Origin of the sequence: Kribbella sp. NPDC051718, assembly GCF_040681515.1 — a bacterium.
Taxonomy (GTDB): Bacteria; Actinomycetota; Actinomycetes; order Propionibacteriales; family Kribbellaceae; genus Kribbella.
In genome coordinates, this window is sequence record NZ_JBFAYZ010000002.1 from 278,213 (window position 1) to 301,965 (window position 23,753).

The 23,753-nt window shown below is 66.0% G+C and carries 24 protein-coding genes and 1 tRNA gene; 15 read left to right on the forward strand and 10 right to left on the reverse strand.

Features of this window, described 5'->3' with window-relative positions:
* The first annotated feature begins 61 nt into the window (after positions 1-61).
* Positions 62-301 (forward strand): hypothetical protein, encoded by a 240-nt coding sequence (locus AB0M15_RS07920; protein ID WP_363815158.1) that lies wholly within the window; start codon positions 62-64, stop codon positions 299-301.
* A gap of 186 nt (positions 302-487) precedes the next feature.
* On the opposite strand, the gene AB0M15_RS07925 is transcribed toward AB0M15_RS07920, so the two are convergent.
* The 4 genes from AB0M15_RS07925 to AB0M15_RS07940 all read right to left on the reverse strand — a co-directional run bounded on the left by AB0M15_RS07925 (position 488) and on the right by AB0M15_RS07940 (position 2,983).
* Entirely contained in the window at positions 488-1,030 is a 543-nt protein-coding gene (locus tag AB0M15_RS07925) for an ANTAR domain-containing protein (protein WP_363815160.1), read from the reverse strand.
* Positions 1,031-1,341: 311 nt separating this feature from the next.
* The gene (locus AB0M15_RS07930) at positions 1,342-2,004 is read right to left on the reverse strand and encodes a zf-HC2 domain-containing protein (RefSeq protein WP_363815162.1); all 663 of its coding nucleotides are present in this window, start codon (positions 2,002-2,004) and stop codon (positions 1,342-1,344) included.
* On the reverse strand, positions 2,001-2,510 hold the full coding sequence (locus tag AB0M15_RS07935) for a sigma-70 family RNA polymerase sigma factor (protein WP_164600137.1): 510 nt from the start codon (positions 2,508-2,510) through the stop codon (positions 2,001-2,003). Before AB0M15_RS07935 ends, AB0M15_RS07930 begins: the two co-directional genes overlap by 4 nt.
* Positions 2,511-2,560: 50 nt before the next feature.
* Positions 2,561-2,983, reverse strand: a complete 423-nt coding sequence (locus AB0M15_RS07940; RefSeq protein ID WP_363815164.1) for a DoxX family protein — start codon at positions 2,981-2,983, stop codon at positions 2,561-2,563.
* Positions 2,984-3,198: 215 nt separating this feature from the next.
* Between AB0M15_RS07940 and AB0M15_RS07945 the strand changes: the two genes are divergently transcribed.
* The 4 genes from AB0M15_RS07945 to AB0M15_RS07960 all read left to right on the forward strand — a co-directional run bounded on the left by AB0M15_RS07945 (position 3,199) and on the right by AB0M15_RS07960 (position 6,229).
* Positions 3,199-3,271, forward strand: a tRNA-Lys gene (locus tag AB0M15_RS07945).
* Positions 3,272-4,239: 968 nt separating this feature from the next.
* Complete coding sequence (locus AB0M15_RS07950; protein ID WP_363815166.1) at positions 4,240-4,827, forward strand: tetratricopeptide repeat protein; 588 nt, start codon at positions 4,240-4,242, stop codon at positions 4,825-4,827.
* Complete coding sequence (locus tag AB0M15_RS07955; RefSeq protein ID WP_363815168.1) at positions 4,820-5,203, forward strand: hypothetical protein; 384 nt, start codon at positions 4,820-4,822, stop codon at positions 5,201-5,203. Before AB0M15_RS07950 ends, AB0M15_RS07955 begins: the two co-directional genes overlap by 8 nt.
* A 168-nt stretch (positions 5,204-5,371) precedes the next feature.
* Complete coding sequence (locus AB0M15_RS07960; RefSeq protein ID WP_363815170.1) at positions 5,372-6,229, forward strand: hypothetical protein; 858 nt, start codon at positions 5,372-5,374, stop codon at positions 6,227-6,229.
* Between the two features lie 59 nt (positions 6,230-6,288).
* On the opposite strand, the gene AB0M15_RS07965 is transcribed toward AB0M15_RS07960, so the two are convergent.
* Positions 6,289-9,075, reverse strand: coding sequence for a LuxR C-terminal-related transcriptional regulator (locus tag AB0M15_RS07965; RefSeq protein WP_363815172.1), 2,787 nt, complete (start codon positions 9,073-9,075; stop codon positions 6,289-6,291).
* A 179-nt stretch (positions 9,076-9,254) separates the two neighbouring features.
* On the opposite strand from AB0M15_RS07965, the gene AB0M15_RS07970 reads away from it, so the two are divergent.
* The 3 genes from AB0M15_RS07970 (at position 9,255) to AB0M15_RS07980 (ending at position 12,314) form a co-directional block, all read left to right on the forward strand.
* Positions 9,255-9,554 (forward strand): hypothetical protein, encoded by a 300-nt coding sequence (locus tag AB0M15_RS07970; protein ID WP_363815174.1) that lies wholly within the window; start codon positions 9,255-9,257, stop codon positions 9,552-9,554.
* 492 nt (positions 9,555-10,046) lie between these two features.
* The gene (locus AB0M15_RS07975; RefSeq protein WP_363815176.1) at positions 10,047-11,270 is read left to right on the forward strand and encodes a hypothetical protein; all 1,224 of its coding nucleotides are present in this window, start codon (positions 10,047-10,049) and stop codon (positions 11,268-11,270) included.
* Between the two features lie 63 nt (positions 11,271-11,333).
* A complete protein-coding gene (locus tag AB0M15_RS07980; RefSeq protein ID WP_363815178.1) occupies positions 11,334-12,314 on the forward strand; it encodes a serine hydrolase domain-containing protein in 981 nt (326 codons plus the stop codon).
* Here AB0M15_RS07980 and AB0M15_RS07985 read toward each other — a convergent pair.
* Positions 12,311-12,973 (reverse strand): hypothetical protein, encoded by a 663-nt coding sequence (locus AB0M15_RS07985; RefSeq protein WP_363815180.1) that lies wholly within the window; start codon positions 12,971-12,973, stop codon positions 12,311-12,313. The two genes, AB0M15_RS07980 and AB0M15_RS07985, sit on opposite strands and share 4 nt — an antisense overlap.
* Before the next feature lie 131 nt (positions 12,974-13,104).
* Here AB0M15_RS07985 and AB0M15_RS07990 point away from each other — a divergent pair, with 131 nt between their 5' ends.
* The 3 genes from AB0M15_RS07990 (at position 13,105) to AB0M15_RS08000 (ending at position 16,432) form a co-directional block, all read left to right on the forward strand.
* On the forward strand, positions 13,105-15,039 hold the full coding sequence (locus tag AB0M15_RS07990) for a histidine kinase (protein ID WP_363815182.1): 1,935 nt from the start codon (positions 13,105-13,107) through the stop codon (positions 15,037-15,039).
* Positions 15,030-15,680 (forward strand): response regulator transcription factor, encoded by a 651-nt coding sequence (locus tag AB0M15_RS07995; protein WP_363815184.1) that lies wholly within the window; start codon positions 15,030-15,032, stop codon positions 15,678-15,680. The genes AB0M15_RS07990 and AB0M15_RS07995 overlap by 10 nt, the downstream gene beginning before the upstream one ends.
* A 62-nt stretch (positions 15,681-15,742) precedes the next feature.
* Complete coding sequence (locus AB0M15_RS08000; RefSeq protein ID WP_363815186.1) at positions 15,743-16,432, forward strand: hypothetical protein; 690 nt, start codon at positions 15,743-15,745, stop codon at positions 16,430-16,432.
* 49 nt (positions 16,433-16,481) lie between these two features.
* On the opposite strand, the gene AB0M15_RS08005 is transcribed toward AB0M15_RS08000, so the two are convergent.
* The 3 genes from AB0M15_RS08005 to AB0M15_RS08015 all read right to left on the reverse strand — a co-directional run bounded on the left by AB0M15_RS08005 (position 16,482) and on the right by AB0M15_RS08015 (position 19,388).
* On the reverse strand, positions 16,482-17,399 hold the full coding sequence (locus AB0M15_RS08005) for a hypothetical protein (protein ID WP_363815188.1): 918 nt from the start codon (positions 17,397-17,399) through the stop codon (positions 16,482-16,484).
* 86 nt (positions 17,400-17,485) lie between these two features.
* Positions 17,486-18,649 carry a hypothetical protein gene (locus tag AB0M15_RS08010; protein WP_363815190.1) on the reverse strand — a complete coding sequence of 388 codons (1,164 nt, stop codon included), beginning with the start codon at positions 18,647-18,649 and terminating at the stop codon, positions 17,486-17,488.
* A gap of 166 nt (positions 18,650-18,815) precedes the next feature.
* Complete coding sequence (locus AB0M15_RS08015) at positions 18,816-19,388, reverse strand: TetR/AcrR family transcriptional regulator (protein WP_363815192.1); 573 nt, start codon at positions 19,386-19,388, stop codon at positions 18,816-18,818.
* Positions 19,389-19,466: 78 nt separating this feature from the next.
* Between AB0M15_RS08015 and AB0M15_RS08020 the strand changes: the two genes are divergently transcribed.
* From AB0M15_RS08020 to AB0M15_RS08030, 3 genes are read left to right on the forward strand one after another with little or no spacing between them, the layout of a single operon-like run.
* Positions 19,467-20,447, forward strand: a complete 981-nt coding sequence (locus AB0M15_RS08020; protein WP_363815194.1) for a saccharopine dehydrogenase — start codon at positions 19,467-19,469, stop codon at positions 20,445-20,447.
* The gene (locus AB0M15_RS08025; protein ID WP_363815196.1) at positions 20,447-20,947 is read left to right on the forward strand and encodes a hypothetical protein; all 501 of its coding nucleotides are present in this window, start codon (positions 20,447-20,449) and stop codon (positions 20,945-20,947) included. The genes AB0M15_RS08020 and AB0M15_RS08025 overlap by 1 nt, the downstream gene beginning before the upstream one ends.
* 36 nt (positions 20,948-20,983) lie before the next feature.
* Positions 20,984-21,976 (forward strand): cation diffusion facilitator family transporter, encoded by a 993-nt coding sequence (locus tag AB0M15_RS08030; RefSeq protein WP_363815198.1) that lies wholly within the window; start codon positions 20,984-20,986, stop codon positions 21,974-21,976.
* Between the two features lie 10 nt (positions 21,977-21,986).
* Here the strand turns inward: AB0M15_RS08030 and AB0M15_RS08035 are convergent, their stop codons facing one another.
* Positions 21,987-22,904 carry a LysR family transcriptional regulator gene (locus tag AB0M15_RS08035; protein ID WP_363815201.1) on the reverse strand — a complete coding sequence of 306 codons (918 nt, stop codon included), beginning with the start codon at positions 22,902-22,904 and terminating at the stop codon, positions 21,987-21,989.
* 129 nt (positions 22,905-23,033) lie between these two features.
* On the opposite strand from AB0M15_RS08035, the gene AB0M15_RS08040 reads away from it, so the two are divergent.
* Positions 23,034-23,744, forward strand: a complete 711-nt coding sequence (locus tag AB0M15_RS08040) for an SDR family oxidoreductase (RefSeq protein WP_363815203.1) — start codon at positions 23,034-23,036, stop codon at positions 23,742-23,744.
* The last annotated feature ends 9 nt before the right edge of the window (positions 23,745-23,753 follow it).

A 23,753-nucleotide genomic window follows, 5' to 3' on the forward strand; every position in this document is an offset into this window, starting at 1 on the left:
CACTGTGACAGAGAACACGCCTCAATGGGCAATTGTCGGCGGAACCGCCTAGCCTTCGGGCATGACTGAGTTCGAGCCCGACACCGAGCTGGTGTCCCGTCTCTCGTTGCCCAGCCACGTGATCGTCCAGGTGGGCGACCAGTGGCGGCCCGGCTGGCTGATCGGCCGCGAGCACGAGGACACGGGATGGATCGGCGTGGTGCAGTACGAGGGCGACGACGGTATCGAGCAGACGGACCGCCTGCCGGCGGACCGGATCGCGCTACCGGAGTCGGACCGACCGACTGAGCGAGCCTCGTAGCTTGCTGGAGTTTTGAGGAGGAAACACAGGAAGGCCCCCGGGAGCATCCGGGGGCTTTCGTGTGTAACGACGTCGGGGCGCCTCGAGCGACAGACGAGAACCCCGCCCCGGGCCTTCGGGCGGTTAACCCGGGGCAGGATCCTCAGTGGCGTTACACACGGTGTATCGCTCGTCACGGTCGCGGTGTTACACGTTTTCGCCAAGATTCCTGGTGGAGATCAGTTTCCGGGCCAGGTCGCGCAGCTTGACGTTGGAGTCCTGGGAGTAACGACGCAGTACGGCGAACGCCTGGTCGCCGGTCAGCTCGAATCGTTCCATCAGGATCCCTTGCGCCTGGCCGATCACCTTGCGCGCCTCGATCGCTTCCCACAGGGTCGACTCGGTCCGTATCCGGGCGAGGGCGATGGCGGCGTGGTCGGCGTACAGCTGAGCCGTCGAGGCGTCCTGCTCGGTGAACCGGTTCGGCGATTCGTCGTACAGGGTGAGGGTGCCGAGGGTGCTGGTCGACGTGCGGAGGCTGATGCTCAGGGTGCTGGCGAACTGCAGCCCGATCTCTCCGGTGGCAGTCAGCGACCGGCCACCGCGATGAATCAGCTCTACGGTCGCGTGGCTGACGCCGATCGCGGCCTGCACGTACTCCAGGAACCACTTGGCGGTTTGCTCGGCGTCGGACTGCTCATGGAGGTCCAGCGCCATCCGAGTCAGCTCCTGGGCCAACTCTTCGTTCACTCGGGGACTACCGCGTACGGCAGGGATGTTCTCACCGGGAGTCGTCCTCGGGGTCGGTACCGTCGCAACGGGCGGCATGCTGCGCCGCCGGCTGACTTCCCAACCGGGAGGAACCCTACCTGTTGGGGGCGGGCGTACCGAAGTACCGGGCGGTGACGGTCGGCAGCCCCGGCGCACGCCTCTGAACGCCGGGGCCTGGAATGACCAATCTCTCGAGCGACCAGTCGCTCCTAGCTCACTGGTGCCCTTTCGAACCGTGGTCAATCAACTACGGGGTGGCTGATGGCAACCAGTTGTCCGGAATGCCCGGTTCAGAAGGCGACGGCGAGCAGCACGCGGCCCGACTCGGCGCCGCGGATGTCGAGTCCCTTGATCTGGTTGCGGCGCAGTTTGGTCGTGGTGGCCGGCTTCACCGTCGTACCGGGTGCAGCGGTCCAGCTCGCCAGCAGTGTCGCCTTGCCGGTGTCGTCGGTGACGTACAGCTCGTAGCCGCGAGCGCGCTCGCTCGGCGTCGCCAGCTCCTCGTATCGGCAGCTGATCTCGATCGTGGTCCCCCAGGGCTCGTCCACCAGCCTCGCGTCGGCAGTGAGCCTGCTGGCGACCGTCTGCGCGAGCACCACGGTGTCACTGGTGGGCTCGTTCCTGTTGAGCGTCCCCTGGAACACCACGCCGGCCACGGCCGCGGTGGCGGCTGTCGCAGCCACCACCGCAGCCAGCCGGTACCGCTTGCGCCGCCGCTCCCGTTGCACACTGCGCACCAGGCCCGGCAACAGGTTCGGCGGTGGAGCGGTGAGCGTGGCCAGCGCCCGGTCGTCCGGCAGTACCGCCAGAGTCCCCGGTACGCCGGCCAGCTCCTTGATCGCCGCTGAACACTCCTGGCAGTCGGCCAGGTGTCCCTCGTAGGCCCGACGGTCCTTCGCCGACAACGCCCCGAGCAGGTACGCCGCGTCCCACTCCCGGTACGGGTCGTTCACTCCTTCGTCACCCCCCTCTCTTGCAGCGCCAGCTTCAGCGCCCGCAGCCCGTAGTGCAGCCGCGACTTCACCGTGCCGGCCGGTATGTCGAGTTCCTTGGCGATGTCGGTGACCGTGCGCCGGCCGTAGTACGCGCGCACGATCACCTGCCGATGGTCGTCCGACAACTGGGCCAGCGAGTCCGACACCAGCCACGCGTCCAGTACCGCGTTCGCGTGATCGGCGCTGGGTCTCTCCGGCAGGTCGTCACTGGCCACCTCCCGGGTGACCCGGGCGCTGCGCCGGTCGTCGATGACGAGATTGCGCGCCACCGTGAACAGCCACGCCCGGGCACCCGCCTCGTCCTCGGTCAGGATCTGCGGCCGCCGCCACGCCCGCAGCAGGGTCTCCTGAACGACATCCTCGGCGAACCGGTCGTCCCCGGTCAGCCGGACGACGAACCGCCACAACGAGGGCGCGTGCACGTCGTGCAGCTCCCGCAGCAGCGCCGCGCGGTCGTCGGCCATCGGCACTCCCGTCCAATCGTCGTGCGGCTCATCGTCCGGCCTTCCCGGGGTCACTCAGTCGCAGCTGCCCGCTGCCGCGCCTCCTGCTGCTTGAACACCGGCAGCTGCTCCAGTGCCCAGACACCGGAGCCGAAGAACGCGATCAACAGGAACGCGAACGCGAACAACGCCGGCTTCTCGCCACCGTTCTCCACCGGGAACAGCCCGCCAGGCTGGTGCACGGTGAAGTACGCGTACGCCATCGAACCAGAGCACAGCAAAGCGGCGTACCGGGTGCCCAACCCCACCATCACCAGCGCCCCCGCGACAACCTGGATCGCCGCGGCCCACCACCCCGGCCACACCAGCGCCGCCACCTGCTTCGACCCCAGGATCCCGAAGATCGACGCGATCCCATGGGTGGCGAACAAGAACCCCACCACAATCCGGAAAACAGCCAGTACCTGGTCCTGCCAGCGCTCCAGCACACTCATCACTTGCTCCTCACGGTGAACGGACGGGTCCACGCACCCCCCACCACTGGTCAGGCCCTGGGGGATGCCCTCACCCCCAGAACGGCCCACCACCCCATCCGGTTCAACCGCTCGTGATCTTTCAACTACCCTCCGAAACCACCAGACGCGCTGGTCTACCTCAACCCCATTCGCGATCCACCCCCCACACCTGACAGACTGTCCCTCAACACCCAGGGCCTCTAGCTCAATTGGCAGAGCAGCGGACTTTTAATCCGCGGGTTGTCGGTTCGAGTCCGACGGGGCCCACAAGTACTCCCCACGCGCCCGCCGCTTCCGTTCCTCCGTCACTCCAGCTCTGGGACGCTCCCACCCACCCTTGTTTTCGCTCCTCCGTCGCGCGAAGGCGAGAACCCCCGCCCCGGACCCGCGTTGAGCCGCACTCCCCACGCGTGCTCCTCCGTCGCTCGTCCCACCGCCACGACCACCAACCTCGTCGCGAACTGGCCGACACCTATCCCTGCAGGCATCACGTCGACTCGCAAGCCATCGCACCAGGCCGTAGGCAGTCCCTGACCGCCTCATCAACATGCTCGCCGTTCATCTGCAGGTCTCCCGATCCTGCCAGCAGGATTGGCACATGAAGCCGAAGATCTGATCGGGGCTGCTGTGACCGTCGTCGGCCTCCTGGTAGACCAATGGCGCACCGACAAGCGCCAGGTAGACGGTGGAAGAAGGAAGTTGCCCGCGACGAGTTCAAGTAGCAGCGTGAGCGGGACGAACGGCAGGAGCGGTGGAGTCGTGAGGATCAAGCTCGCATCGCGCATTGGAAGCGTGATGACCGTCGACGCTGTATCGCCGAGCAGCGCGCACTCTATACATCGTCGCTCAAACGGGGCGAGCTCTAGACGAGCTCTCGGGCTTAAGCCCCTGCTCGAATTCGATGATGAGCCCGACGCAATCAACAGCCGGACCCTCTCATAACCGACTCTCTCGACGCGCTCGATGACGCGTTGGAGCTGGCGAGGTCGTCATTGTCGCAAGCGACCCCGTTCTCCGTACGGTCAAAATGCATTCCGTACGGTGCGTGAGATGCCTACTATCACGTCTCAGAGATCATCGTTTACCAGATGGTTTTGAACGGAAAGCGATGGGATCTGTCGGGGGCGGCGGACCACAAGCCTGATCTGGCCTATATGCAGGCCAGAGGGCAGGTCGGGAACCTACGGGCATAGCGGTAGGGCATCCGGGGCATCCTTGGAGTCCGGTTCGAAACGGTGCAATGGGGGATTTTGTGGATCGTCTGCTGGTCGATCTGGAAGCCGACGCGCCCAGGTTTGGCCCGCTGCTATCGCCAGCTAGGGCTCATCGCATGGCAACAAGGAGATGCTGAGCACGCCGTGGCGTGGATCCTCAAATGTCTGCCACTCTTCGAGGCCCTCCAGGACTACTCCAGTGTGGCGACGGTCTTCCGTGATCTCGGATCTATCGCCCACAGTCGTCAAGATCTGGAAGAAGCCGCTGACTGGCAGTTCAAGTCGATTGCCATCAGCGAACGTCTGGAGGACTGGGCAGGCCTTGCCTCGGCTTATCAGGAAGTCGCGCTGATCGCCGAGGCGTACGGCCAAGCCGAGGAAGCTCTCGACTGGATTGTGCGGAGCCTCGCGATCGCCTTCCGGTCCAGTGGGCCCCCACCAGAGGGGACGCTGTACGAGTTCGGGCGCCTCGGTTCGAAGTTCGGTGATCGGTTGCTCGAACAGGTGTGGATGAACGTTCTGGGAGAGGCCCTTCCCGGTGAAGTCCGCTCCATAGTGCATCAATATCGCGAACTAGAAGACACCGAACAGGATTCTTCCCATGACTGACAACCAGCAGACCATTGCCCGCGCTGCCGCGCTTCGCCTGTCCCAGGAGCATGCGTTGGACCCGCGACTCGTGACCGAAGTCGAGCAATACCTGGCAAACGGCGGCCGCTCGTCTTCACCCGACCAGTACATCGACCCGGTATCCATCGGTGCCCTGATCGTCAGCGTCGTAAGTCTCGGGTGGACCATCTACACCGATCTGCGGAAGAAGTCCGCCGCTCCTTCAGCGGAGGTCGTCGCCCGGACCATTCGGGTGAAGTACGAACTGGCCCCTGATCTCGACCCCGAACTGAGAGGACGGATCATCGAGGTCGTCGCCGAAGAGACTGTGCGGATCGGCGCCGCGGACTCTGTCTCACCACCCCTCGAGAAGTAACCCATTCGACGAGGCGGAAACCGTCGTTCGCGAGCCCCCAGCGCTTGATTGACCAGCCAGCATCGTTGTGTTCGGCGGACGGTTGCAGGAAGGTGCAATTCGGGTAGTGGGGCGAACTTCGGCCAGTGAGTGGGCATCTACGGAGCGAGTCCAACCTTGGGAGGAATCGTGAAGTACATCCGTGTGTCTGCGTTGGTGGCTGGTGTTGTCGGGTTGGTTGGTGGGTTGCTTGTCGGGAGTCCGGCTTCGGCTGCCGGGACGTCGTTTCATGCGTGGATCACTTGTGATCCGGTGACGAACAAGGTTGCGACGGGGGTCACCGGGCAGTATGGGGTGGCGGCCAATACGGCCGTGAAGGTGGAGTTCAAGGTTGAGTCGGGGTACTACGCGACTGCTACTACGTCGGCGAAGATTCCGGCTGTGGGGAGTACGACCACGGTTGCTGGGAAGTCGACTGCTAGTGGGGATCTGACGGTCAAGGGGTATAGCCGGGATTTTCCGATCAGTGGGTACATCTTTTATACCGAGAAGGTGACTGCGACGGTGAAGAACACGGCCGGCGGGATCATCACCAGTCGGACGGCCAGTTGCGACTACGACCGGCATACCAACGTCACTCTGACGTGTGATCACGAAACGCAGACCATTACTGCTCGGGTCGACGGGGTGCAGTTCAACGAGCCGCTGCCGATGGGGCTGGAGATCAAGTGGGAGCGCAGCACCACCTCGCAGGAAACGGCCAGTGATCTTGTCTGGACGATGCAGCGGTTCGTTTGGAAGACGCATGGCGTCACGCCTGTGAACGGCACCATCAGCGATGTCGGGTTCTCGGACCCGGCGACTGATCGGTACTACCAGTCGCAGACTGTCTGGGCGACGGTCAGTTCGCCGTACAACGGCCGGACCATCGGCAGTGGCACCGCCACTTGCGTCTACTCCGACCACCGCAGCCCGGCCAAAGCGGTCGCGAGTGGTCAACCGGCGGTCAAGGGGTACAGCGTTGACTTCCCGATGAGTGGGTACTGACCTGCGATCAACCGCATCACCACCCACCCGACACGGACGAGGACTGGATTTCGTAGACGTCAGGTGGGTGGCGGGACGTCTGCGAGGCCGATACGGGTTGCTTTGGCGGCGGCTTGGACTCGGGTTTGCACGGCGAGCTTTTCGAGGATGTGGGTTACGTGGACGCTGGCGGTTTTGGGGCTTATGTAGAGGGTTGCGCCGATCTCGCGGTTGGTGTGACCAGCTGTTAGTAGGGCTAGGACCTGGCGTTCACGGTCGGTCAGTGGCGGGTGTGGGGATGTGGTGGTTGTGGGGTGTTCATGGTGTTCGGTTGCGGAGTCGTCGAGGTGGATTCGAGCGATCTTTGCCAGCGACTGAATCTGGCTCAGTAGGGGTACGGCACCGAGGTGTTCGGCGATTTGGTGTGCAGCTGCCAGTTCGGCGGTCGCCTGGCCTCGGGCGCCGGGTTGTCTGCGCTGAGACAGCAGGGCCTCGGCGGCCCTCAGCCGGGCTTGTGCCTCCCAGTACGGCCGGTCGAGTGATGCCCATTCCTGTGCGGCGGTGAGCCACGGGGTCGGGTCGGGTGTGCCGCGGATCCGGGACCGTTCACCCTCGACTATCGCAGCCAGCGCTGCGGCCTCGACCCCGGACACAGCGCGCGGAAGTAGCGCCACTAGCCGGTCGAAGTCGTCGGGTGCCTGGGTCGCGACCGCTGCTTCTAGACCGATACGCAGCAGGCCGCCGCATACCAGCTCGTCGTCCGTATCGTGGCTGACCTCGGCGGCGTCTAGTGCAAGGACCATGGCATCGAGTGGATGCTGCTGAAGGAGACGAAGCTGACCCATGACCTCTGCGTAGTCGCGCTTGTACTGGGGTTGGTCGCCGACCGCGAGCAACTGGTGTCCGCGCATCAGTTCGACGGCCATCTGCAGATTCCCCCGCGCCATATGAATCAGCGCGAGCGCGGAGTCCTTGAACGCCGGTCCCGATGGGGGCCGACCTTTGTCCTCCCTGTTCAGCGCCTCATCCCATCGGCCGGCGAAATAGAGCTCGCAGACGGCATTGTTCTCGATGATGCCCTCGAGCCAATGCTCGTTGACCATCAGGCGCCGCAGCTCGACCTGGACCGTGTCCGCGAGCGCTACCACCTGGTCGGTGTCGCCGCGCAGCCCGTGCACATAGGTCAGCATCATCGCCGCCGTGGCCAAATCCTCCGGCTCGGCGAGGTCGCGAGCAATCTCCAGCGCTGCCAGCGTCTCTTCCAACGCTACGCCGATACGGCCCTCGTCTGCGGCGACCGCTCCCAGCTCCGCCCGAGCCTGGCCGATTGTTCGGGTGTCGCGAGCGAGGACCGCGTGCTGCAGCGCCGCCTGGGCGGCCTCGGCCCGCTCCGCCGAGCGGGCGTAGAAACTCAGCATCACAGCGTGAGAGAGGCAGACGCGGCCTAGCCTTCGGTCGTCTCCGGCAGGTACCAGGCGCCGTGCTCGCTCGACGTCATCCATCGCGCCTGCGATGTCATCGACCAGCGCGCGCAGCTTGCCGCGCGTAAGCAAGGCATCAAGGGTTTCCACGGCAGCGTCGGAGTCGTCCAGCGCCGCCTCGAGCAAGGCAAGGGCCTCTGCATGACGGCCGGTACCGCCCAGTAGGGAGGCCGCTCGCTCGGCGAGTACCAAGCGTTGCGGCGTACGGTCATCGGCCAGGTCCGATGGCTGCCAGAGCGACGAGGCAACGGAGTACCAGTGGCCGGCCTCCGCGAACGCGCACTCAGTTTCGGCGGCTCTGGCTGCGACAAGTGCCCAACTGAACCCCGCATCTCGGTCGCTGGCGCGATGAAACTGCTCAGCAACCTCGGCGACCTCCGTTGCGGTGGCCCCACCGTCAATGCGGCCCGCCAAGTGGTTCGCAAGTCGCGCATGCAGGTCGCGGCGTTCCGAAGACAGCAACTGCTCGTACGCGACCTCGGCAATCACCGGGTGCCGCGCGATGCAGCCGGATGCATGGTCCCGGATCACCAGACCGGCGTCGCAGGCCTCTCGTACGGCGTCGGCAGTACCACCTGCTGCCGCCAGCAACTCATCATCATCGAGAGCGCGAGCAAGCGTGCCGGTGGCCGCGACGACTAGACGGGATGCTGGCGAGAGCGTCTGCAGGCGGGCGAGCAGAAGTTGGCGCAACGATGCCGGGACGGACAGGTCGCCGCGGACCAGTTCCACGTTCAGATACGGGTTGCCTGCGCTGCGTCCGTAGACGGCAGCCACCGTCTCTGCCGTACAGGACGGTTGGAGGTCGAGTAGTTGGTGCGACGTCTCCTGCTCGGTCAGCCGACGCAACGGCAGGTCGACGACGGCCGGAGTACGAAGCAATTCACCGAGCCAGGTCAGGCTGTCGGGATGGGCAGTCTCGTCCCGCCAGGTCAGCAGGACTAGCAGCCGACGCTCCGGCAGGTTTCGCGTCGAATGGGCAAGGAAGTCGAGCGTGGACCAATCCGCCCAGTGAACGTCCTCGACCATGAGGACGGTGCCCTGAGCGGCGTCGCTGTCCAGTACGCCGGTGAGGGTCTGTATCGACCATGCTCGGGCTGCCGCAGCCGACGGGAACTGGCCGGATGCTTTGGATTGGCTAAGCGCTGCCGTCATCGTGGCGCCGAGGCCGCTGTACGCAGTCGCACCGGACATCGGAGCGCAGGCGCCGCGAAGGATCCGCAGTCCACCGCCGGCGTACTCGTCGAGAACCGATCGGATGAGCATCGTCTTGCCGATGCCCGCCTCGCCCCGAACCACCACAGCTGCCGAGCGCTCCGGCATACCCGCAATCAGTTCTCGCAGTACCGCAGCCTCGGTCTCGCGTCCGACCAGCAAGCCGGCCATACCTCATCATGCGCTCGCCATCGCTGCGTGGCCATAGACCGCAACTAAGACACGTCCGGTCCGAGTAACAGCGGTATAAGGCTAACGACGGCCCATGTGCGCGCAAGTGTCCGATGTCGGCGGCACTCCTTATCCCGAACAGTCATTGGCATGTCCAACCAACGAAGGAGTGGACTCCAATGACCATCAAGGCCATCAGCAGAATCGGCGTCATCGCCGCAACCGTCGGAGTCGTCGGCCTACCGCTGACCATCAGCGCACCGGCCAACGCCATCAACAAACCCGAACCCGGTGGCAGCGCCGCCTTCACAGAAGCAGATCCCCTTCCCGCCGACGGTGAACGCCCTCTGGACCTGACACAGCTCGGCGCCGGCACACTCGGCGGGATCGCCATTACCGTAGCCGGATACACCGCGGCTCGGCGGCGGTACAGGCCGTTCACCAACCCGACCAGCGTGAGAACTCCTAACGCGTACTGAGTGGAGTAGCCCGGCCAGGGCGGTTGTAGCTTCGCGGTCAGAACGACTAGAGGGTGTTCGCGATGAGTCCGGCCCAGGTGGCATCGCGGCGGGCAGGACGCCCTCACGGGATCGCTCAGTCGCCATCTTTGCTGTGAAGCGACTGCTGAAGTAAGACCCGCCGACTTTGGCACCGATTTTCTGCCTTGGACAACGTGCCGACTGAGTCACCTTCGGGGACCAGTGAGCGCAGGAATCGTTCTTCTCAAGCGCCAACGTGCCACCGAGCGACGAGCCGCCATAGGCGACGCCGAGCTACACACGACACCGATCCGAATGAGCACAAGTGGGAGTACCCGCCGCCAGTTGGCGAACCCCATGACGAACTGGAACCAGTGGCAGGGGCTCAGGAACAGGTGACGCCCAGCAGCGGTTGACGCCGAAGGATTTCTGGTGCGCTGCTGGTCCTTGATCGCGACCATTCAACTGCAGCGACAACCCGGGAGGCACCAAATGACACCACCCAAGGACCGTATCGTCGTCGACAACCCGCGCACGTGGGTCGAGATGTTGCACCAGATCCAGGAGGCGGATGCCGCTCTCGCGGCTAAGTCCGAGGACGGAACAGTCAAGCCACTACTGGGGCAAGTGACGGGGCAAGACCGTCCACTCGCAGGGGACGGGTGGGTCCGCCCATATGACGGCCTCGACATCTACTGGACCCACGCGACCGGGGCTCATGAGGTCCATGGGGAGATTCGAGCAAAGTACAACGCTCTAGGCGGAGCGAGTGGCCCCCTCGGCTACCCGCTTACCGATGAGACAGGTACCCCGGATCAGGTCGGTCGCTACAACCACTTCCAGAACGGGTCGATCTACTGGACGGATCACACTGGCCCGTTCCACGTTTCGGGTCCCGTCCGGGACACCTGGGCGGAGCAGGGCTGGGAACGCGGAGCCCTCGGATACCCGGTGACAGACCAGCACACGCCAAACGGCCTGACGCCCGCTGACCACCCCAGGCTCTCGTGGGCGGTGTTCGAGAACGGAGCGATACTGAGCACGTCGGACGGACGGTCCGTTGCCGGTGCCGCAAAGATCTCTAGTGACGACATGCGCCGTGTCGTTCGCCGATTCTTCGACGAGGCGTTCCACACCTCGCCGGACAACGTCGGGCTTCATCCACCAGTGGAGCTTGTCGATGTCTCGAAGTGGTCGTACGGATTCTGGAATGCGTCACCCCGCGTGACGACGTTCGCCTTGCATGGATTCCACGACAACGGGCTCTGGGCCGACACCGATTTCAAGATCCTCGTCGGGCTGACGTTCCGGCTCGTCTGGACGGACTCCTTTACCGAGCCCACGGCCAAGTCCCTCGTCGTTGCTCTGGAGTTCCTTCGCGTTGTCGGCGAGGGGAACAGCCCGTTCGGTGGAGGTTTCCCTCTGGTCGCAGCCGAGGTAATCGCCGGTGTCACATCGGCCGTGCATGCTCGGTTCTTTCGCGGCGGCCCTGACCCAGCCCAGCCAGAAGTCCCGGATGGTTCGATCTTCCTCGCCTCCTTGCCCACCGGAATCAGCCAGCACGGCGACGGCAACGTCGACGTCCTTGACGTCATGACCACTGCGGCCGGAGGGCTCGTCGTTCTGGTCAACCCGCTCCCAACAGCACCCGTCGACTTGGGGCTGTTCCGCGTCAATCAAGCCCAGGCGGCGCTGAACGCATTCGTCAATCCGTGATTGCGTTCGACGTTGGACATAAAGGGGTTTGAAGGCGGCGGGGACTGGGGTTAATCTGCCGCCATGGTGGGGGCGGAAGTTGACAGGGTTGCTGGGGAGAGCGGGTTCTCCGGGGTTGCCTGGGTTGATCGGGGCGGGCGGGTTGAGTTTGCGAAGGCTTATGGGCTGGCCCATCGCGCCTATCGGGTTCCCAACACCGTGGAGACCAGGTTTGGGATTGCCAGTGGGAGCAAGGGGTTTACTGCGTTGGCGGTGGTTTCGCTGGTGCGGGAGGGCTTGCTGGGGCTGGGGACTACTGCTCGATCGCTCCTGGGTGAGGATCTGCCGTTGATTGCGGATGATGTCACCGTTGAGCATTTGCTTACGCATACTTCGGGGATCGGGGATTACCTGGATGAGGATGCCGGCGGCGAGATCACTGACTACTTTGTTGGCGCGGCGCATGAGTTGACTACGACCGAGGCCTTTTTGCCGTTGCTGGGTGGGCATCCGGCCAAGTTTCGGGCCGGGGAGCGGTTCTCGTACTGCAATGGTGGGTTTGTGGTGTTGGCGTTGTTGGCGGAGCGGGCCAGTGGGGTGGGGTATCACGAGCTGGTGCGGGAGCGGGTGTTGAGGCCGGCGGGGATGGGGCGGACTGATTTTCTGAGGGGGGATGAGTTGCCGGGGGATGCGGCGGTGGGGTATCTGCCGATCGATGGGGTGGATCGGTCCAACGTGTTTCATCTGCCGGTGATGGCCAGTGGGGATGGGGGGATCCACAGCACGGCGGAGGACATCTCCAAGTTTTGGCGGGCGTTGTTTGCCGGCGAGATCGTGGGGGCGGTTGACGAGGTTGTGCGGCCGCGAGTGGAGCTACCGGAGCAAGGCAGGCGGTACGGGCTCGGGTTCTGGCTGGACGAGAAGACCGACACGGTGATGCTGGTCGGATCCGATGCCGGCGTTTCGTTCAAGTCGACGCACGATCCGCGGACGGGGACGACCCGGACCGTGCTGTCGAACACCTCTCCTGGCGCCTGGCCGATCGCTCGGGCGCTCGTCTCCTAGGAAGACTGCCTGCGCCAGCTGGCGACTGCCAGGGACAGGGTCCAGATGAGGGACAGGATGATGGTGAAGGCACCGATCATCGCCAGGCTTGCGAGCAGGATGATCGCGGAGCAGATCAGGCCGACGTAGGCGAACCACTTGGCCAGGATTGCCGTTCGCAGGACGACGATCGAGACGGCGAGGATCGTCAGGCCGAGGGCCAGCATCGTGACGCTGTTGATCAGGTTGTAGTTGAGGGCGGTGGAGTAGCGGAGTACTTCGAGGCCCGGTAGGGGTTCTCCGTCTACCTTGACCATGTGGCCGATCACTCCGCGCAGGGCCGCGGAGACGAGAAGGGTGGTGCTGAAGATCAGGCCCATGGAGCGGGCGAACGCGGTCCACTGGACGGCCTTGGTGCCTGCGGTGAGGGTCTTGAAGTAGTTCATGAGTACTACGAACAGCACGGCCGCGGCGATTGCGCAGTACTGCGAAACGAGGCCGGCCAGTTGGCTGTTGCTCTGTTGCCACCAGGCGAGCAACTCAGCGTCGGAAGCCTGGTGGGGGACGTCGACGCTGGCGACGGTCCAGAAGAAGGCGACGGCGAAGAGTACGGACGCGGCCGCCGCGACCTTGGCCGCTGAGGTCCTGGTGGTACGCCTGGTGGCGGTGATGGTTGCCATGACGGAACTCCTAAGTTCGAGGTAGCTCCAGCGTCGGACGGCCGGTCCGGGCGAACGACCGAGCAGGCACCCGACTTCGCGTCAGGGCTGTCCCTGAGTACTCCGGGCGGTTTTGCTGCCACTATGACGAGATGGGCACGACAGCGCGGATGCTGGCACGGGTGGTCACCTGGCCGCTCGCGCCTGCGCTGTTCGCCGGGCAGTTCGCGATCGACGGCCGGCCCGGCGGTGACTCCGGCTTCGCCCCTTCGGATGCCGTATATCTCGTCGCCATGCTGGTCTGCTGGGCGGTCGGCGTCATGCTCACCTGGCGAGTCTTCGATCAGCCCGCCGGCTGGGCCTTTCTCGGGCTCGGTACGTCGCTGACGTGGAGCGCCTTCACCGAGCTCTCCACCGACCGCGCGCTCGCGGCGGGGCACGGACAGCTGATGGCGACCTTGAGCGACACGAGCTTCGTCTGGTGGTTCCTGTTCCTTGCCCTGGGCATCCAGTTCACGCCGGCTGTCCGGTCGCCGTCGCGGGTGCTGCCGGTGCTGACGGTCGTCTCCGGCGTGGTGTTCCAGATCGCCGCGTTGTTCCGCTCCACACACTTGGACCGCCCGCACGAAGACATCGTCAGCCCGTGGGCCGTCGCGGGGATCGCCGGGCCGATCGCGTTGGTGGCGGCGATCTCGGTGATCGTGCTCGGCCTTTGCCTGATCGCTAGCGTCTACGTCCTCGTGGCGGCCTTCCGCCGGGCCAGGGGTGAGGCCCGCCGGCGACTGCTGTGGCTGGTGGCCGGAGCGACCCCACTGGCACCGGCTGTGGTCGCATCGTTCGCGGTCTCGTACGCCGGATTCGAGGAGGCGGCCGGATGGATTCTGAGCGTCTGCGTCATCACCCTGGCAGTGGGCGCTGCCATGTCCGTGGTGAAGTACCGGCTGTACGACGTCGAGCGGATCGTCACCGACTCGGCGGCGTACGCGATCTCGACCGGCGCTGTCATCGCCGTCTTCAGCATCGTCGTCGTGGTCATCACCAAGAGCCTCCCCGTGCGGCCCGACGCGCAATTGCTGACGATCCTGGCGACGCTGGCTGCGGTGGGGGTCGCGCGGCCGGCGTACACGTGGGCTCGCCGGGTGGTCGATCGGCGCTTCAACCGTCGTCGTTTCGACGCTGTCCAGGTGGTGCGGGCCGGGCTCAAGCAGTCTTCCGAGCTTGGCGGGCTTCTTGTTGAGGCGACTGGCGATCCGGGAGTGCGCGCACTCTTCCCGGCCGACGGCGGGTGGGTCACGTCGGACGGTCGCCTTGCCGTACCGGGCACCGATTTCGTCGAGGTACTGCGTCGGGACCGGGTGAGTGCGCGGATCGAGTTCGACCCGTCGCGGGTCGATCGCGGGGTCGTACAGGCCGTCGTGCACGAGGCTTCGGCCGAGATCGACAACCTCGGGCTGCGGGCCGAACTCGCCAAGCAGGTCGAGCAGATCACCGAGTCGCGGGCTCGCCTGGCCGGCGCGCATCTGGACGAGCGCCGCAGGATGGAGCGCGATCTCCACGACGGCGCTCAGCAGCGGATCCTCGCGATCGCCCTCCAGCTCCGGTCCGCCCGCGTCAACGGAGCAGAGCCGGTACTGCGGGCCGAGGTCGATCGCGCCATCACGGATCTCGCCCTGACCGTGCAGGAGCTCCGCGACCTCGCCAGTGGGCTGCAACCGGCCGCGTTGGCCGGAGGTGGTCTGCGGGCGGCGACCGATGAGCTGGCCAGCCGGATCCCGGTGCGGATGAAGCTCGATGTGGTCGATCGACGGTTTCCGGTGGGTGTGGAGAGCGCGGCGTGGTTCGTCATCGCGGAGGCGGTCTCGAATGCGGTCAAGCATGCGGGGGTGGATGAGGTGGAGATCCGGGTCCTGGCTGAGGCGGGGCGGTTGCAGGTCGTAGTACTCGATGAAGGTGTGGGTGGGGTCGATCCACGGGGACGTGGGCTGCAAGGTCTTGCTGATCGGGTGGCGGCGTTGGGTGGCGTTCTGTCTGCTGGTGACCGGGCTGGCGGAGGTACCGAGGTCAAGGCGGTGTTGCCATGCGGATAGTCATCGCGGACGACTCCGCCCTGCTGCGAGAAGGCCTTGCCCGGCTGCTGGCCGAGTCCGGCGTCGAGGTCTGCGAGACGGTTGCCGACGCCACCGCGTTGATCGCTGCGGTCGACCGGCATCAGCCGGATGTCGCGATCGTGGACATCCGGATGCCCCCGACGTACACGCATGAAGGCGCCGTAGCGGCGATCGCCCTGCGCGAACGGATCCCGACCCTCGGAGTACTCCTCCTCTCCCAAGCAGTCGAGACCCACTTCGCCTCCCAACTCCTGAAACGCCACGCCGCCCGCTTCGGCTACCTACTCAAAGACCGGGTCGTCGACGTCGAAACCCTGATGGGCTCCCTCCGTACGATCGCCGCCGGCGGCACCGCCCTGGACCCCGAAATCGTCCGCCACCTGATGCGCGCAGACTCCGCCGGCGACCCGCTCGCAACCCTGACCGAACGCGAACGCGACGTCCTGGCCCTGATGGCCGAAGGCCGCTCCAACTCCGCCATCGCCGACCGCCTGACCGTCAGCCCCAAAACGGTAGAAAGCCACATAGCCAACATCTTCAGCAAACTAGGCCTCCACGGCACCCAGGACGACCACCGCCGAGTCCTAGCAGTCCTAACCGCCCTCCAGGGCTCGCAATAGCCGGCCAAGAAGGCAGCAGTGTCGGCTTTGTGGCGGCCTGGCGGTCGGCTAGCTTGAGCCGGGTGAGCATGCGGCGGGCGGTTGTGGGCGGGATGATGTGCCTTGCGTTGGTCGGATGTGCGCAGGAGAAGGCCGAGCCCGTGCCTTTGCCTCGGAGCAGCGTTTCGGGGGTTGATCCGGCGGTGGACAAGGCTGCGGTGACGCAGGCGTTCACGACGTACCAGAAGGCCTTGGTGGCCAAGGACGGCAAGACTGCGGCGTCGATGTTGACCGCCGATACGATCGCGTACTACACGGCACTCAAGAAGCTGGCCTTGACGGCGAAGGAGCCGTATCTGCGGCGGGCCCGGGTCAGTGATCAGCTGGCGGTGCTCTACCTGCGCGCAAGCGTTGAGGCCGCCGACCTCCGGCGGTGGTCGGCGACCGACCTGGCGGCCGATGCCGTCCGGCGGGGTGAGGTCAACACCAGCACGATCGGGCGGATGACCGTCGGTGAGGTGGGCATCTCGGGCGATACCGGGAGCGTGACGGTGATCCTGGATGGCAAGCCGAACCCGTTCTCCCTCACCTTCTGGCGTGAGGGCGGGCGGTGGAAGTTCCGGATGATCCCACTGCTCGAAGCGATCGAGACCGCAACGCGGGCACAGGTGAAGCAACTACACCTCACCGACCGCCAATACGTCGACAAGACATTGGCGCTCAGACTGACCACCCCCGAAGAGGTCACCGCCGCCTGGCTCCCCGCCGACTGAGGCTGACCGACGGTCCCGGGCCGGTGGATCGACCCGGGACTCGCCGCGTCTATTCGCCGTACGGCGGCGGGTTGAATTGGGTGGGGAGGGACCAGTTGAAGAGGACTGCGTCGGGGAAGGTGGCTTTGGACTTGCCTAGGTTTTTGATGACTGTTTTGGTGCCGTTGGCGTGGCCTACGGCGTACAGGTAGCCGGACTTGGTGTTCTTGTCGATGGCGAGCAGGACTACGCCGGTGTTGCCGCAGCGGGTGGCTTGGAGGGATTCGAAGGTTTGCCAGCTGGAGCCGCGGACGATCTTGAGGATCGGCTTCAGGGCTGCGGTGGTGGGGATGTGGATGGTGTAGAGGCGGCCGTTGGTCGTGTTGGCCAGGAAGGTGTCGTAGGTCTTGGTCTGGCTGATCAGGGCTAGCGACTTGAAGCTGGCGTAGCCCTTCGCGGTGCCGGTCTTGTGCCAGACCTGCTTGCTGTCCACGGACCAGCGCGCGAGCGTGCCGTCGTTGTGGATGGCGTACTGAGTCGTGCGCCGGTAGCTGCCCAGCCAAAGGTCCGAGCTCTCGAAGATCCGGTACTTCGCCCAGCCGCTGCCGACCTTGCCGATGTAGGAGCCGTCGGGGTTGCCCTCGAGGTCCGTGGAGTACTTGACCTGCTGCATGTCGTTGCCGAAGACCATGTACCCGAAGCGGCCCGAGCCGTCCTCATAGTCGCCGTCGTAGTTCATCGACACGAGCCGGACGTTCTTGCCGGCAAAGAGTTTGTTCGACTCGAGCCGGTTGACATCGAGCCCGGGCGGCTTCGTCGCGACATGGTTCTGCACGCGAACCGCGCCGGTCGACGTGATCGCGCCGGACCTCAGCTCGCACGCTTCGGTAGTACCGGTTTGTGCTGCGGTCGTCGCGCCGCTCGGCAGCGACGCGACGGCCGTCAGTGCAACGGCTCCCAGCAAAGTCGGCAGGAGTTTCTTCACCATAGTTCCCCCAAAAGAATCGGCGTTCAGTACTCACCTTGACGCGGCGACGGAGGTACCGGATGCCGAATTCCCTAAAGGGACGGGAATTATGCGTCGGTGGCCGCGAGCAGTTCTTCCAGGCCTGCTCGGGTCATCGGGTGGGTGAGGAGGTCAAGGGTGCCGCGTTCGGTGGTGTCTGCCTGGTCCGCGTCGGAGGGATCGATGGATTCGCAGATGCAGTTGTAGGTCCAGTTGAGCCAGCCGCTGACGGCTACCGCGAAGGAGGCGAGGTCGAGTTTCGGCCAGGTGCCGGCGGATTCGACGTAACCGTCGCGGAAGGCGATTGCTGCCTTTTCGTTGAAGGTCGGGCGGAGGGTCCATTGGCCCAGGGCGGCGCCGATTTCCAGGGCTGGGGTGAGGGAGCCGGCAAAGTCCCATTCGGTGACGATCAGTTCGTCGTGGTGGCCGATGCGGACGTGTTCGGGGATCAGGTTGCTGTTGCAGAGAATGAAGTCGGCGGGGTCGGCGTCCAGCTCGATACGGTTGAGATCCGCTATGGCTGGAAGGGATTCGGCCAGCAGGTCGGCCCATGGCTTCTGAACGGCTCGGGCGCGATCGAGGAGGTTCGACCAGTCGGCGCTGGACTTGCGGGTGGTCAGGTACCAGCTCATCGGCGACTCGCTCGGGATGGCCAGCGAGTGCAGGATTCCGTACGTCGTACCGACCTGGCGCGCGACCGCCGACGGCGTCGGGAGCACTGGCGCCGGGCCGACCTCGAGCCACTCGTGGACTCGCCAGTTCTGTCCTTGCACCGGTTCGATCAAGGAGCCGCCTGGGCTGCGTACCGGTGTCGGAGCGGAGACTCCCGCGGCGACGGCAGCCTCGCGCAGACGGGAACCCACCTCAGCTTGCGAGGCGGTGATCCAGTCGTAGACGGTGACCGCGAGCCAGCGGCCGCGGTCAGTGGTGATCGACCAGCAGCGACCCATCGGCGTGAACGACACCGGCGACGGCTGGCCGAGCACGGTTCCCAGGCTGAAGGCGCCGGCGAGCGCCTCTGCAAGACCTGCAGGAGCAACCGGTACTGCGGCCGCCCGGCGCTCGACCTCGGACTTCAGTTCGACCCAGTCCCGCATCCCGTACTCCGCGGCGAGCGCCCGCTGAGCGTCGGTGAGCGACGCCTCCGGACTCGACTCACGGAGCGCGGCCAAGAGGTCTTTCGCCTCTTTGCGCAGGAATCCCAGGCTCGGCTTGTCAGGCAGAAATCTCACAACGCGTCCTCTCGCGCCCGGACTCGCACAGGCCACAAGGAGCACGATGCGCCCTAGCCAATGAGTGAAGAACGGGGTGGCTTCCAGCCTTCCGGCGAGTCTCGACGCGGCCCCAGCCACGCTGATCACGACGCTAGCCGAACCCGTCCGGCCCGGTCAACGCGCGTCAGCGGGTCGTGAACTGCCCGGTGATCAAGTCGGTCAAGGCGTTGATCGCTTCGGAGGCGGTCGCCCGGTTGTGGGTCAGCTCGGTGGCCAGGGCTTCCGCGGCGCCGAGGAGGGCGGTGCAGCGGAGGTGGAGTGCTTCCTCGGTCAGGGCGGAGTACGGGGTGAGCGCGGTCGCCATCGTGGCGGTGTAGGCGGTGAGCAGCTCGTGTTGGGTCGGTTCGAGCTCGGGGTTGCCCTTGAGCGCGGCGGAGAGCGGGGCGAACTCGGGGAGGTCCAGCGTGCAGGCGAAGTACGAGGCACTGATCACGGACGCGATCGCGTCGATCGTCGCGGGGGCGTCGCGGATCGCCTCTTCGAGAGCCAGGCGGTGGCGTTCGTCGAGGTCGCGGTAGAGAGCCAGCAGCAGGCCCGCGCGGGTGCCGAAGTGGTCGTAGACGATCGGGCGGCTGACGTCGGCGGCCTCCGCGAGGGTGACCAGGGTCAGCCCCTCGACGCCGCGCGTGCGCACGAGCCCGAGTGCCACGTCTAGCAGTTGCTCCCGCCTGGCCGTCTTGGTCAACCGCGTGTTCAAAAGCCCTCCTTGCGTCCGGCCCCCACTCTAGGCTACAAAGTGTAGGTTACAAAATGTAGCTACGAGTGGAGGCAACAGATGAAACCGGTACTCATCCTCGGCGGCTCAGGTCAGGCAGGAGCCGGCACGGCCAGACTGCTCCGGCAATGGCACCCCGACCTGCCACTGACCATCGCCGGCCGGGATCTCGCCCGCGCCCAACGCGTCGCCGACGAACTCGGCACTGCGACCGCCCTCAGCGTCGACCTGCACAACCTGGAGCTCGCGACCGAGCACTCCGCGGTGGTCGCCCTGCTGCGCGACGATCGCTTCAACGGCCTCCGGTACGCCCAGGACAACGCGATCCCGTACTTCAGCATCTCCAGCGGCCCGATGGAGATCGCCCCGGAAGTCGCCGCCGTGGCCCACCGTCCGAACGCCTCGGCCGTCATGCTCGCCAGCCACTTCTTCGCCGGCACCGTCGCGCTGGCAACGCTCCAGGCAGCCAAGAGCTTCGGACAGCTGGACAGCATCCACATCCGCGCGATCCAGGACGAGCAGGACATCGGCGGCCCCGCGGCCCTGGCCGATCTGGAGCGCTGGGCAACAGCCAGCTCGGCCGGACTCGTACGCCGCGACGGCGTCTTCACCTGGCTGGCCGACGAGCCCCCGGTCGAGATCCAGCGCGCCGACGGCACCACGATCCCCGCCCAGACCGTCGCCGGCCTCGACATCCCCGGCCTCGCCTTCGCAACCGGCGCGCCCAACGTCCAGGTCGACTTCGCCGTCAGCAAAGAGCCCGGTCAGCCGCTCACCGAAGTACGCATAACCCTCGAAGGCACCGACCCAGCCGGTACGCCGCTCCGCACCACCCACTCCCTCATCAACCAGTCCGGCCAACGCCCCCTGACCGCCCTCGGCATAGCCCTGGGCGTAGAACGCCTACTAGGCCTCCAAGGCACCCCCGCCCACCCAGGCATCCACACCCCCGAGTCCCTGATAGACCCGACCTACGCGATGGAACGGCTTGCGGAGGTTGGCGCCACCTTCGCCGAACTGGAGTGTGCTACGACTATTTGATGGCGGACGAGGAGCGCGGCGGCAAGATCCCGCGAGAGCCGGAAGTGCCGCTTCCGGACGGCTGGATCACGCCGCCGCCGACACCGGCACAGCTGGCAAGCAGGGTGCTGATGGACTGGATCAGGGCCCACTTCGGCGACACCGCCGGCGCCGTTGACGGTCGCCGTGATCGCGAGGCCTTGGTGGTCTATTGGAAGGGCGAAGCCCCGGCCGAGTTGCGTCGGCTGGCAGACGAGCAGCCGGTGCCGGTGACGTTCGAGCAGGCTGCCTTCTCGCTGGGCGAGTTGATGCCCATCGCCAAGCGGTTGATCGGGGACCACGGGGCGATCGTGGAATCGACCGGGCCGGCCAAGGACTTCTCGGGGGTGAGCGTCTGGTTGAAGGATGACGCGCCGACGGCGGCGGTGGAGGCGTTGATTGCGGATGCCGGGGTGCCGGTGGTTTTCGATCGGCCGGCGTCGCGGGGCGGTGGTGGTACCGGGTCGTTCTCCGCGCGTTAGTACCAGCCGTCTGTTCTGCTGTGCTACGACTGCCTCATGGTGGATGGCGAGGGTGACGGGCGGCACTTGCTGGCGGATGTGCCGGGTTCTGGGGCGGGTGGGGGTGGGGGCGAGAGTCTGACGACTGTGTTGGTCGCGTTCGGGGCCAATGTGCTGATCGCGATCGCCAAGTCGGTGGCTGCGTTGGCTACTGGGTCGGCTTCGATTCTGGCGGAGGCGGCGCACTCGTGGGCTGATGCGGGGAACGAGGTCTTTCTGCTGATCGCCAATCGGCGGGCGCACCGGCCGGCTGATGAGTTGCATCCGTTGGGGCATGGGCGTGAGGCGTATGTGTGGTCGTTGTTCGCCGCCCTCGGGTTGTTCGTGGCGGGGGCGGCGGTGTCGATCACGCACGGGATCCAGGAGTTGATCACGCCGGAGCCGGCGGGACATTTCGTCATCGGGTACGTCGTACTGGCGGTCTCCTTCGTTCTCGAAGGCATTTCGTTCGCGCAGTCGGCCCGGCAGGCCAAGGGTGAGGCCGCCACGCTCGATCGCGACCTGATCGAGCACGTACTCGCCACCTCCGACCCGACCCTGCGCGCGGTGTTCGTCGAGGACGCCGCCGCGCTGGGCGGATTGCTCATCGCGGCCGCCGGCCTCTTCGCCCACCAACTGACCGGCTCAGCGATCCCTGACGCCATCGGCTCGATCCTCGTCGGCCTGCTGCTGGCCTGGGTCGCCCTGCTCCTGATCAACCGCAACCGCAGATTCCTGGTCGGCCAGGAGGCCGACCCGAAGGTCCGCCAAGCCGCCCTGCAAGCCATCCTCGCCGCCCCGGAAGTTGCCCGAGTCACCTATCTCCGCCTCGAGATCGTCGGCCCCCGGATGATCTCGGTCATCGGCGACGTAGATCTCACCGGCGACGACACCGAATCCCACGTAGCCGTCCGCCTCCGAGCCCTGGAAGCCAAAATCAGCGCCTCCCCCGCCGTAGCCGGCGCAGTCCTCAGCCTCTCCGCCCCTGACGAACCAACCCTGACCGCCTGACTCCGCACCGCTAGCCGGTTCTGTACGGGTCCTCGGCTGGGAGCCAGCAGGCGGAGAGGTCTGCGCAGAGGGGTGGGACGTCGTCGGTTAGGGCGTGGATGGTGGATTGGACTGCGGCGCGGGGGTCGGACTGGCGGGATAGGAGGGACCAGGTCCAGTACGGGGCCGGGTCGGTGACTGGGCGCTCGGTCAGGTCCGGTGGGGTTGGGGTGGTGGTGCGCTTCGGGTTGTTGAGGACGGGGCGGCGGAGGCGGCGGACGTGTTCGTGGAACGCGGGGCCGGTCATTCCGCCGTCGTCGACATACTCGAGGCGGGCGCCGGTCGCCCGGGCGAGTTCCTCCGCGTACTCGTTCCAGGAGGACCAGGTGGCGATGTCGGAGTCGACCAGGATGATGACGTCCTTGGCGAGTACCGGCGAATCGTCGGGGCCGGGCGCTACGGCGTACAGGCGGTCGGCGCCGAGGAAGCGGGCCTCGAGTTTGAGCTCGTCGATGGCCGAGGTCTTGATCCACGCGATCGCGAGGTCGACGCTGCCGTCCGCGACCCGGGCGGCCTGGGTATGTGACGGCAGTACCCACGCGTCGAGGCGGAGGCGCGCGATGCCGGAGACGCGGGTGATCAGGTCCGGCGGGTGCCAGCTGACGTAACCGAGGCGTACCGGTTCGGCCTTCGAGAGGCCGGCTGCCGAGCGGCGGAACTCGTCGGCCTGGTTCAGCAGGTCGCGGGCGGGCGCGAGCAGGGCCTCGCCGGAGGTGGTCAATGTGACCGAGCGGCGGTCGCGGTCGAACAGCCGGATGCCGAGGTCGCGTTCGAGCGCCTTGATCTGCTGCGACAGCGACGGGCCGGCGATGTGCAGGGTGGCGGCAGCGCGGCCGAAGTTCAGCTCTTCGGCCACCGCGACGAAGTACCGCAGCTGTCGCAGTTCCATTCCCCGATCGTAGGCGCAACCTCCCAGCAGGGAGGCAACAAGTCGTGGAACCGCCGTCGGCGCCGAGCCACTATCGAGGCACGGAGAACGATCGCTCTCCCACCTAGAACACAGAGAGAAGAGCAAGCTGTGAGTACCCAGAAAGTCGCAGTCGTCACCGGCGCATCGCAGGGCTTCGGCGCGGGGCTGGTGACCGCCTATCGCAAGCTCGGGTACGCCGTGGTCGCGAACTCGCGCTCCATCCAGCCCTCCGACGACCCGCTGGTACTGACCGTGGCCGGCGACATCGCCACCCCGGGCGTCGGGAACCGGATCATCGAGCAGGGGCTGGCCGAGTTCGGCCGGATCGACACCGTGATCAACAACGCGGGCGTCTTCGTCGCCAAGCCGTTCACCGACTACACCGACGAGGAGTTCGACCTCGTCACCGGCGTGAACCTGCGCGGCTTCTTCGAGCTGACCCGGCGTGCGGTCGAGGCGATGCTCGCGACCGGTGAGGGCGGCCACATCGTCAACATCTCGACCGCCCTGGTCGACCACGCCAACTCGAACGTACCGTCGGCGCTCGCCTCGCTGACCAAGGGCGGCCTGAACGCCGTCACCAAGTCGCTGGCGATCGAGTACGCCGGTCGCGGTATCCGGGTCAACACGGTCAGCCCCGGCATCATGCGGACGCCGATGCACCCGGAGGAGACTCACGAAGTACTGGCGAGCCTGCACCCGGTCGGCCGGATGGGTGAGATCTCCGACGTCGTCGGCGCCGTCACCTACCTCGAAGAGGCACCGTTCGTCACCGGCGAGATCCTCCACGTCGACGGCGGCCAGAGCGCCGGCCACTGAACTTCAAGG

Excerpts from the sequence above, each read along its gene's own strand:
- AB0M15_RS07920 (WP_363815158.1), top strand. The coding sequence starts at position 62 with ATGACTGAGTTCGAGCCCGACACCGAGCTGGTGTCCCGTCTCTCGTTG.
- AB0M15_RS07935 (WP_164600137.1), bottom strand. The coding sequence starts at position 2,510 with ATGGCCGACGACCGCGCGGCGCTGCTGCGGGAGCTGCACGACGTGCAC.
- AB0M15_RS07940 (WP_363815164.1), bottom strand. The coding sequence starts at position 2,983 with ATGAGTGTGCTGGAGCGCTGGCAGGACCAGGTACTGGCTGTTTTCCGG.
- AB0M15_RS07955 (WP_363815168.1), top strand. The coding sequence starts at position 4,820 with ATGACTGACAACCAGCAGACCATTGCCCGCGCTGCCGCGCTTCGCCTG.
- AB0M15_RS07965 (WP_363815172.1), bottom strand. The coding sequence starts at position 9,075 with ATGGCCGGCTTGCTGGTCGGACGCGAGACCGAGGCTGCGGTACTGCGA.
- AB0M15_RS07970 (WP_363815174.1), top strand. The coding sequence starts at position 9,255 with ATGACCATCAAGGCCATCAGCAGAATCGGCGTCATCGCCGCAACCGTC.
- AB0M15_RS07975 (WP_363815176.1), top strand. The coding sequence starts at position 10,047 with ATGACACCACCCAAGGACCGTATCGTCGTCGACAACCCGCGCACGTGG.
- AB0M15_RS07980 (WP_363815178.1), top strand. The coding sequence starts at position 11,334 with ATGGTGGGGGCGGAAGTTGACAGGGTTGCTGGGGAGAGCGGGTTCTCC.
- AB0M15_RS07985 (WP_363815180.1), bottom strand. The coding sequence starts at position 12,973 with ATGGCAACCATCACCGCCACCAGGCGTACCACCAGGACCTCAGCGGCC.
- AB0M15_RS07990 (WP_363815182.1), top strand. The coding sequence starts at position 13,105 with ATGGGCACGACAGCGCGGATGCTGGCACGGGTGGTCACCTGGCCGCTC.
- AB0M15_RS07995 (WP_363815184.1), top strand. The coding sequence starts at position 15,030 with ATGCGGATAGTCATCGCGGACGACTCCGCCCTGCTGCGAGAAGGCCTT.
- AB0M15_RS08005 (WP_363815188.1), bottom strand. The coding sequence starts at position 17,399 with ATGGTGAAGAAACTCCTGCCGACTTTGCTGGGAGCCGTTGCACTGACG.
- AB0M15_RS08020 (WP_363815194.1), top strand. The coding sequence starts at position 19,467 with ATGAAACCGGTACTCATCCTCGGCGGCTCAGGTCAGGCAGGAGCCGGC.
- AB0M15_RS08025 (WP_363815196.1), top strand. The coding sequence starts at position 20,447 with ATGGCGGACGAGGAGCGCGGCGGCAAGATCCCGCGAGAGCCGGAAGTG.
- AB0M15_RS08030 (WP_363815198.1), top strand. The coding sequence starts at position 20,984 with ATGGTGGATGGCGAGGGTGACGGGCGGCACTTGCTGGCGGATGTGCCG.
- AB0M15_RS08035 (WP_363815201.1), bottom strand. The coding sequence starts at position 22,904 with ATGGAACTGCGACAGCTGCGGTACTTCGTCGCGGTGGCCGAAGAGCTG.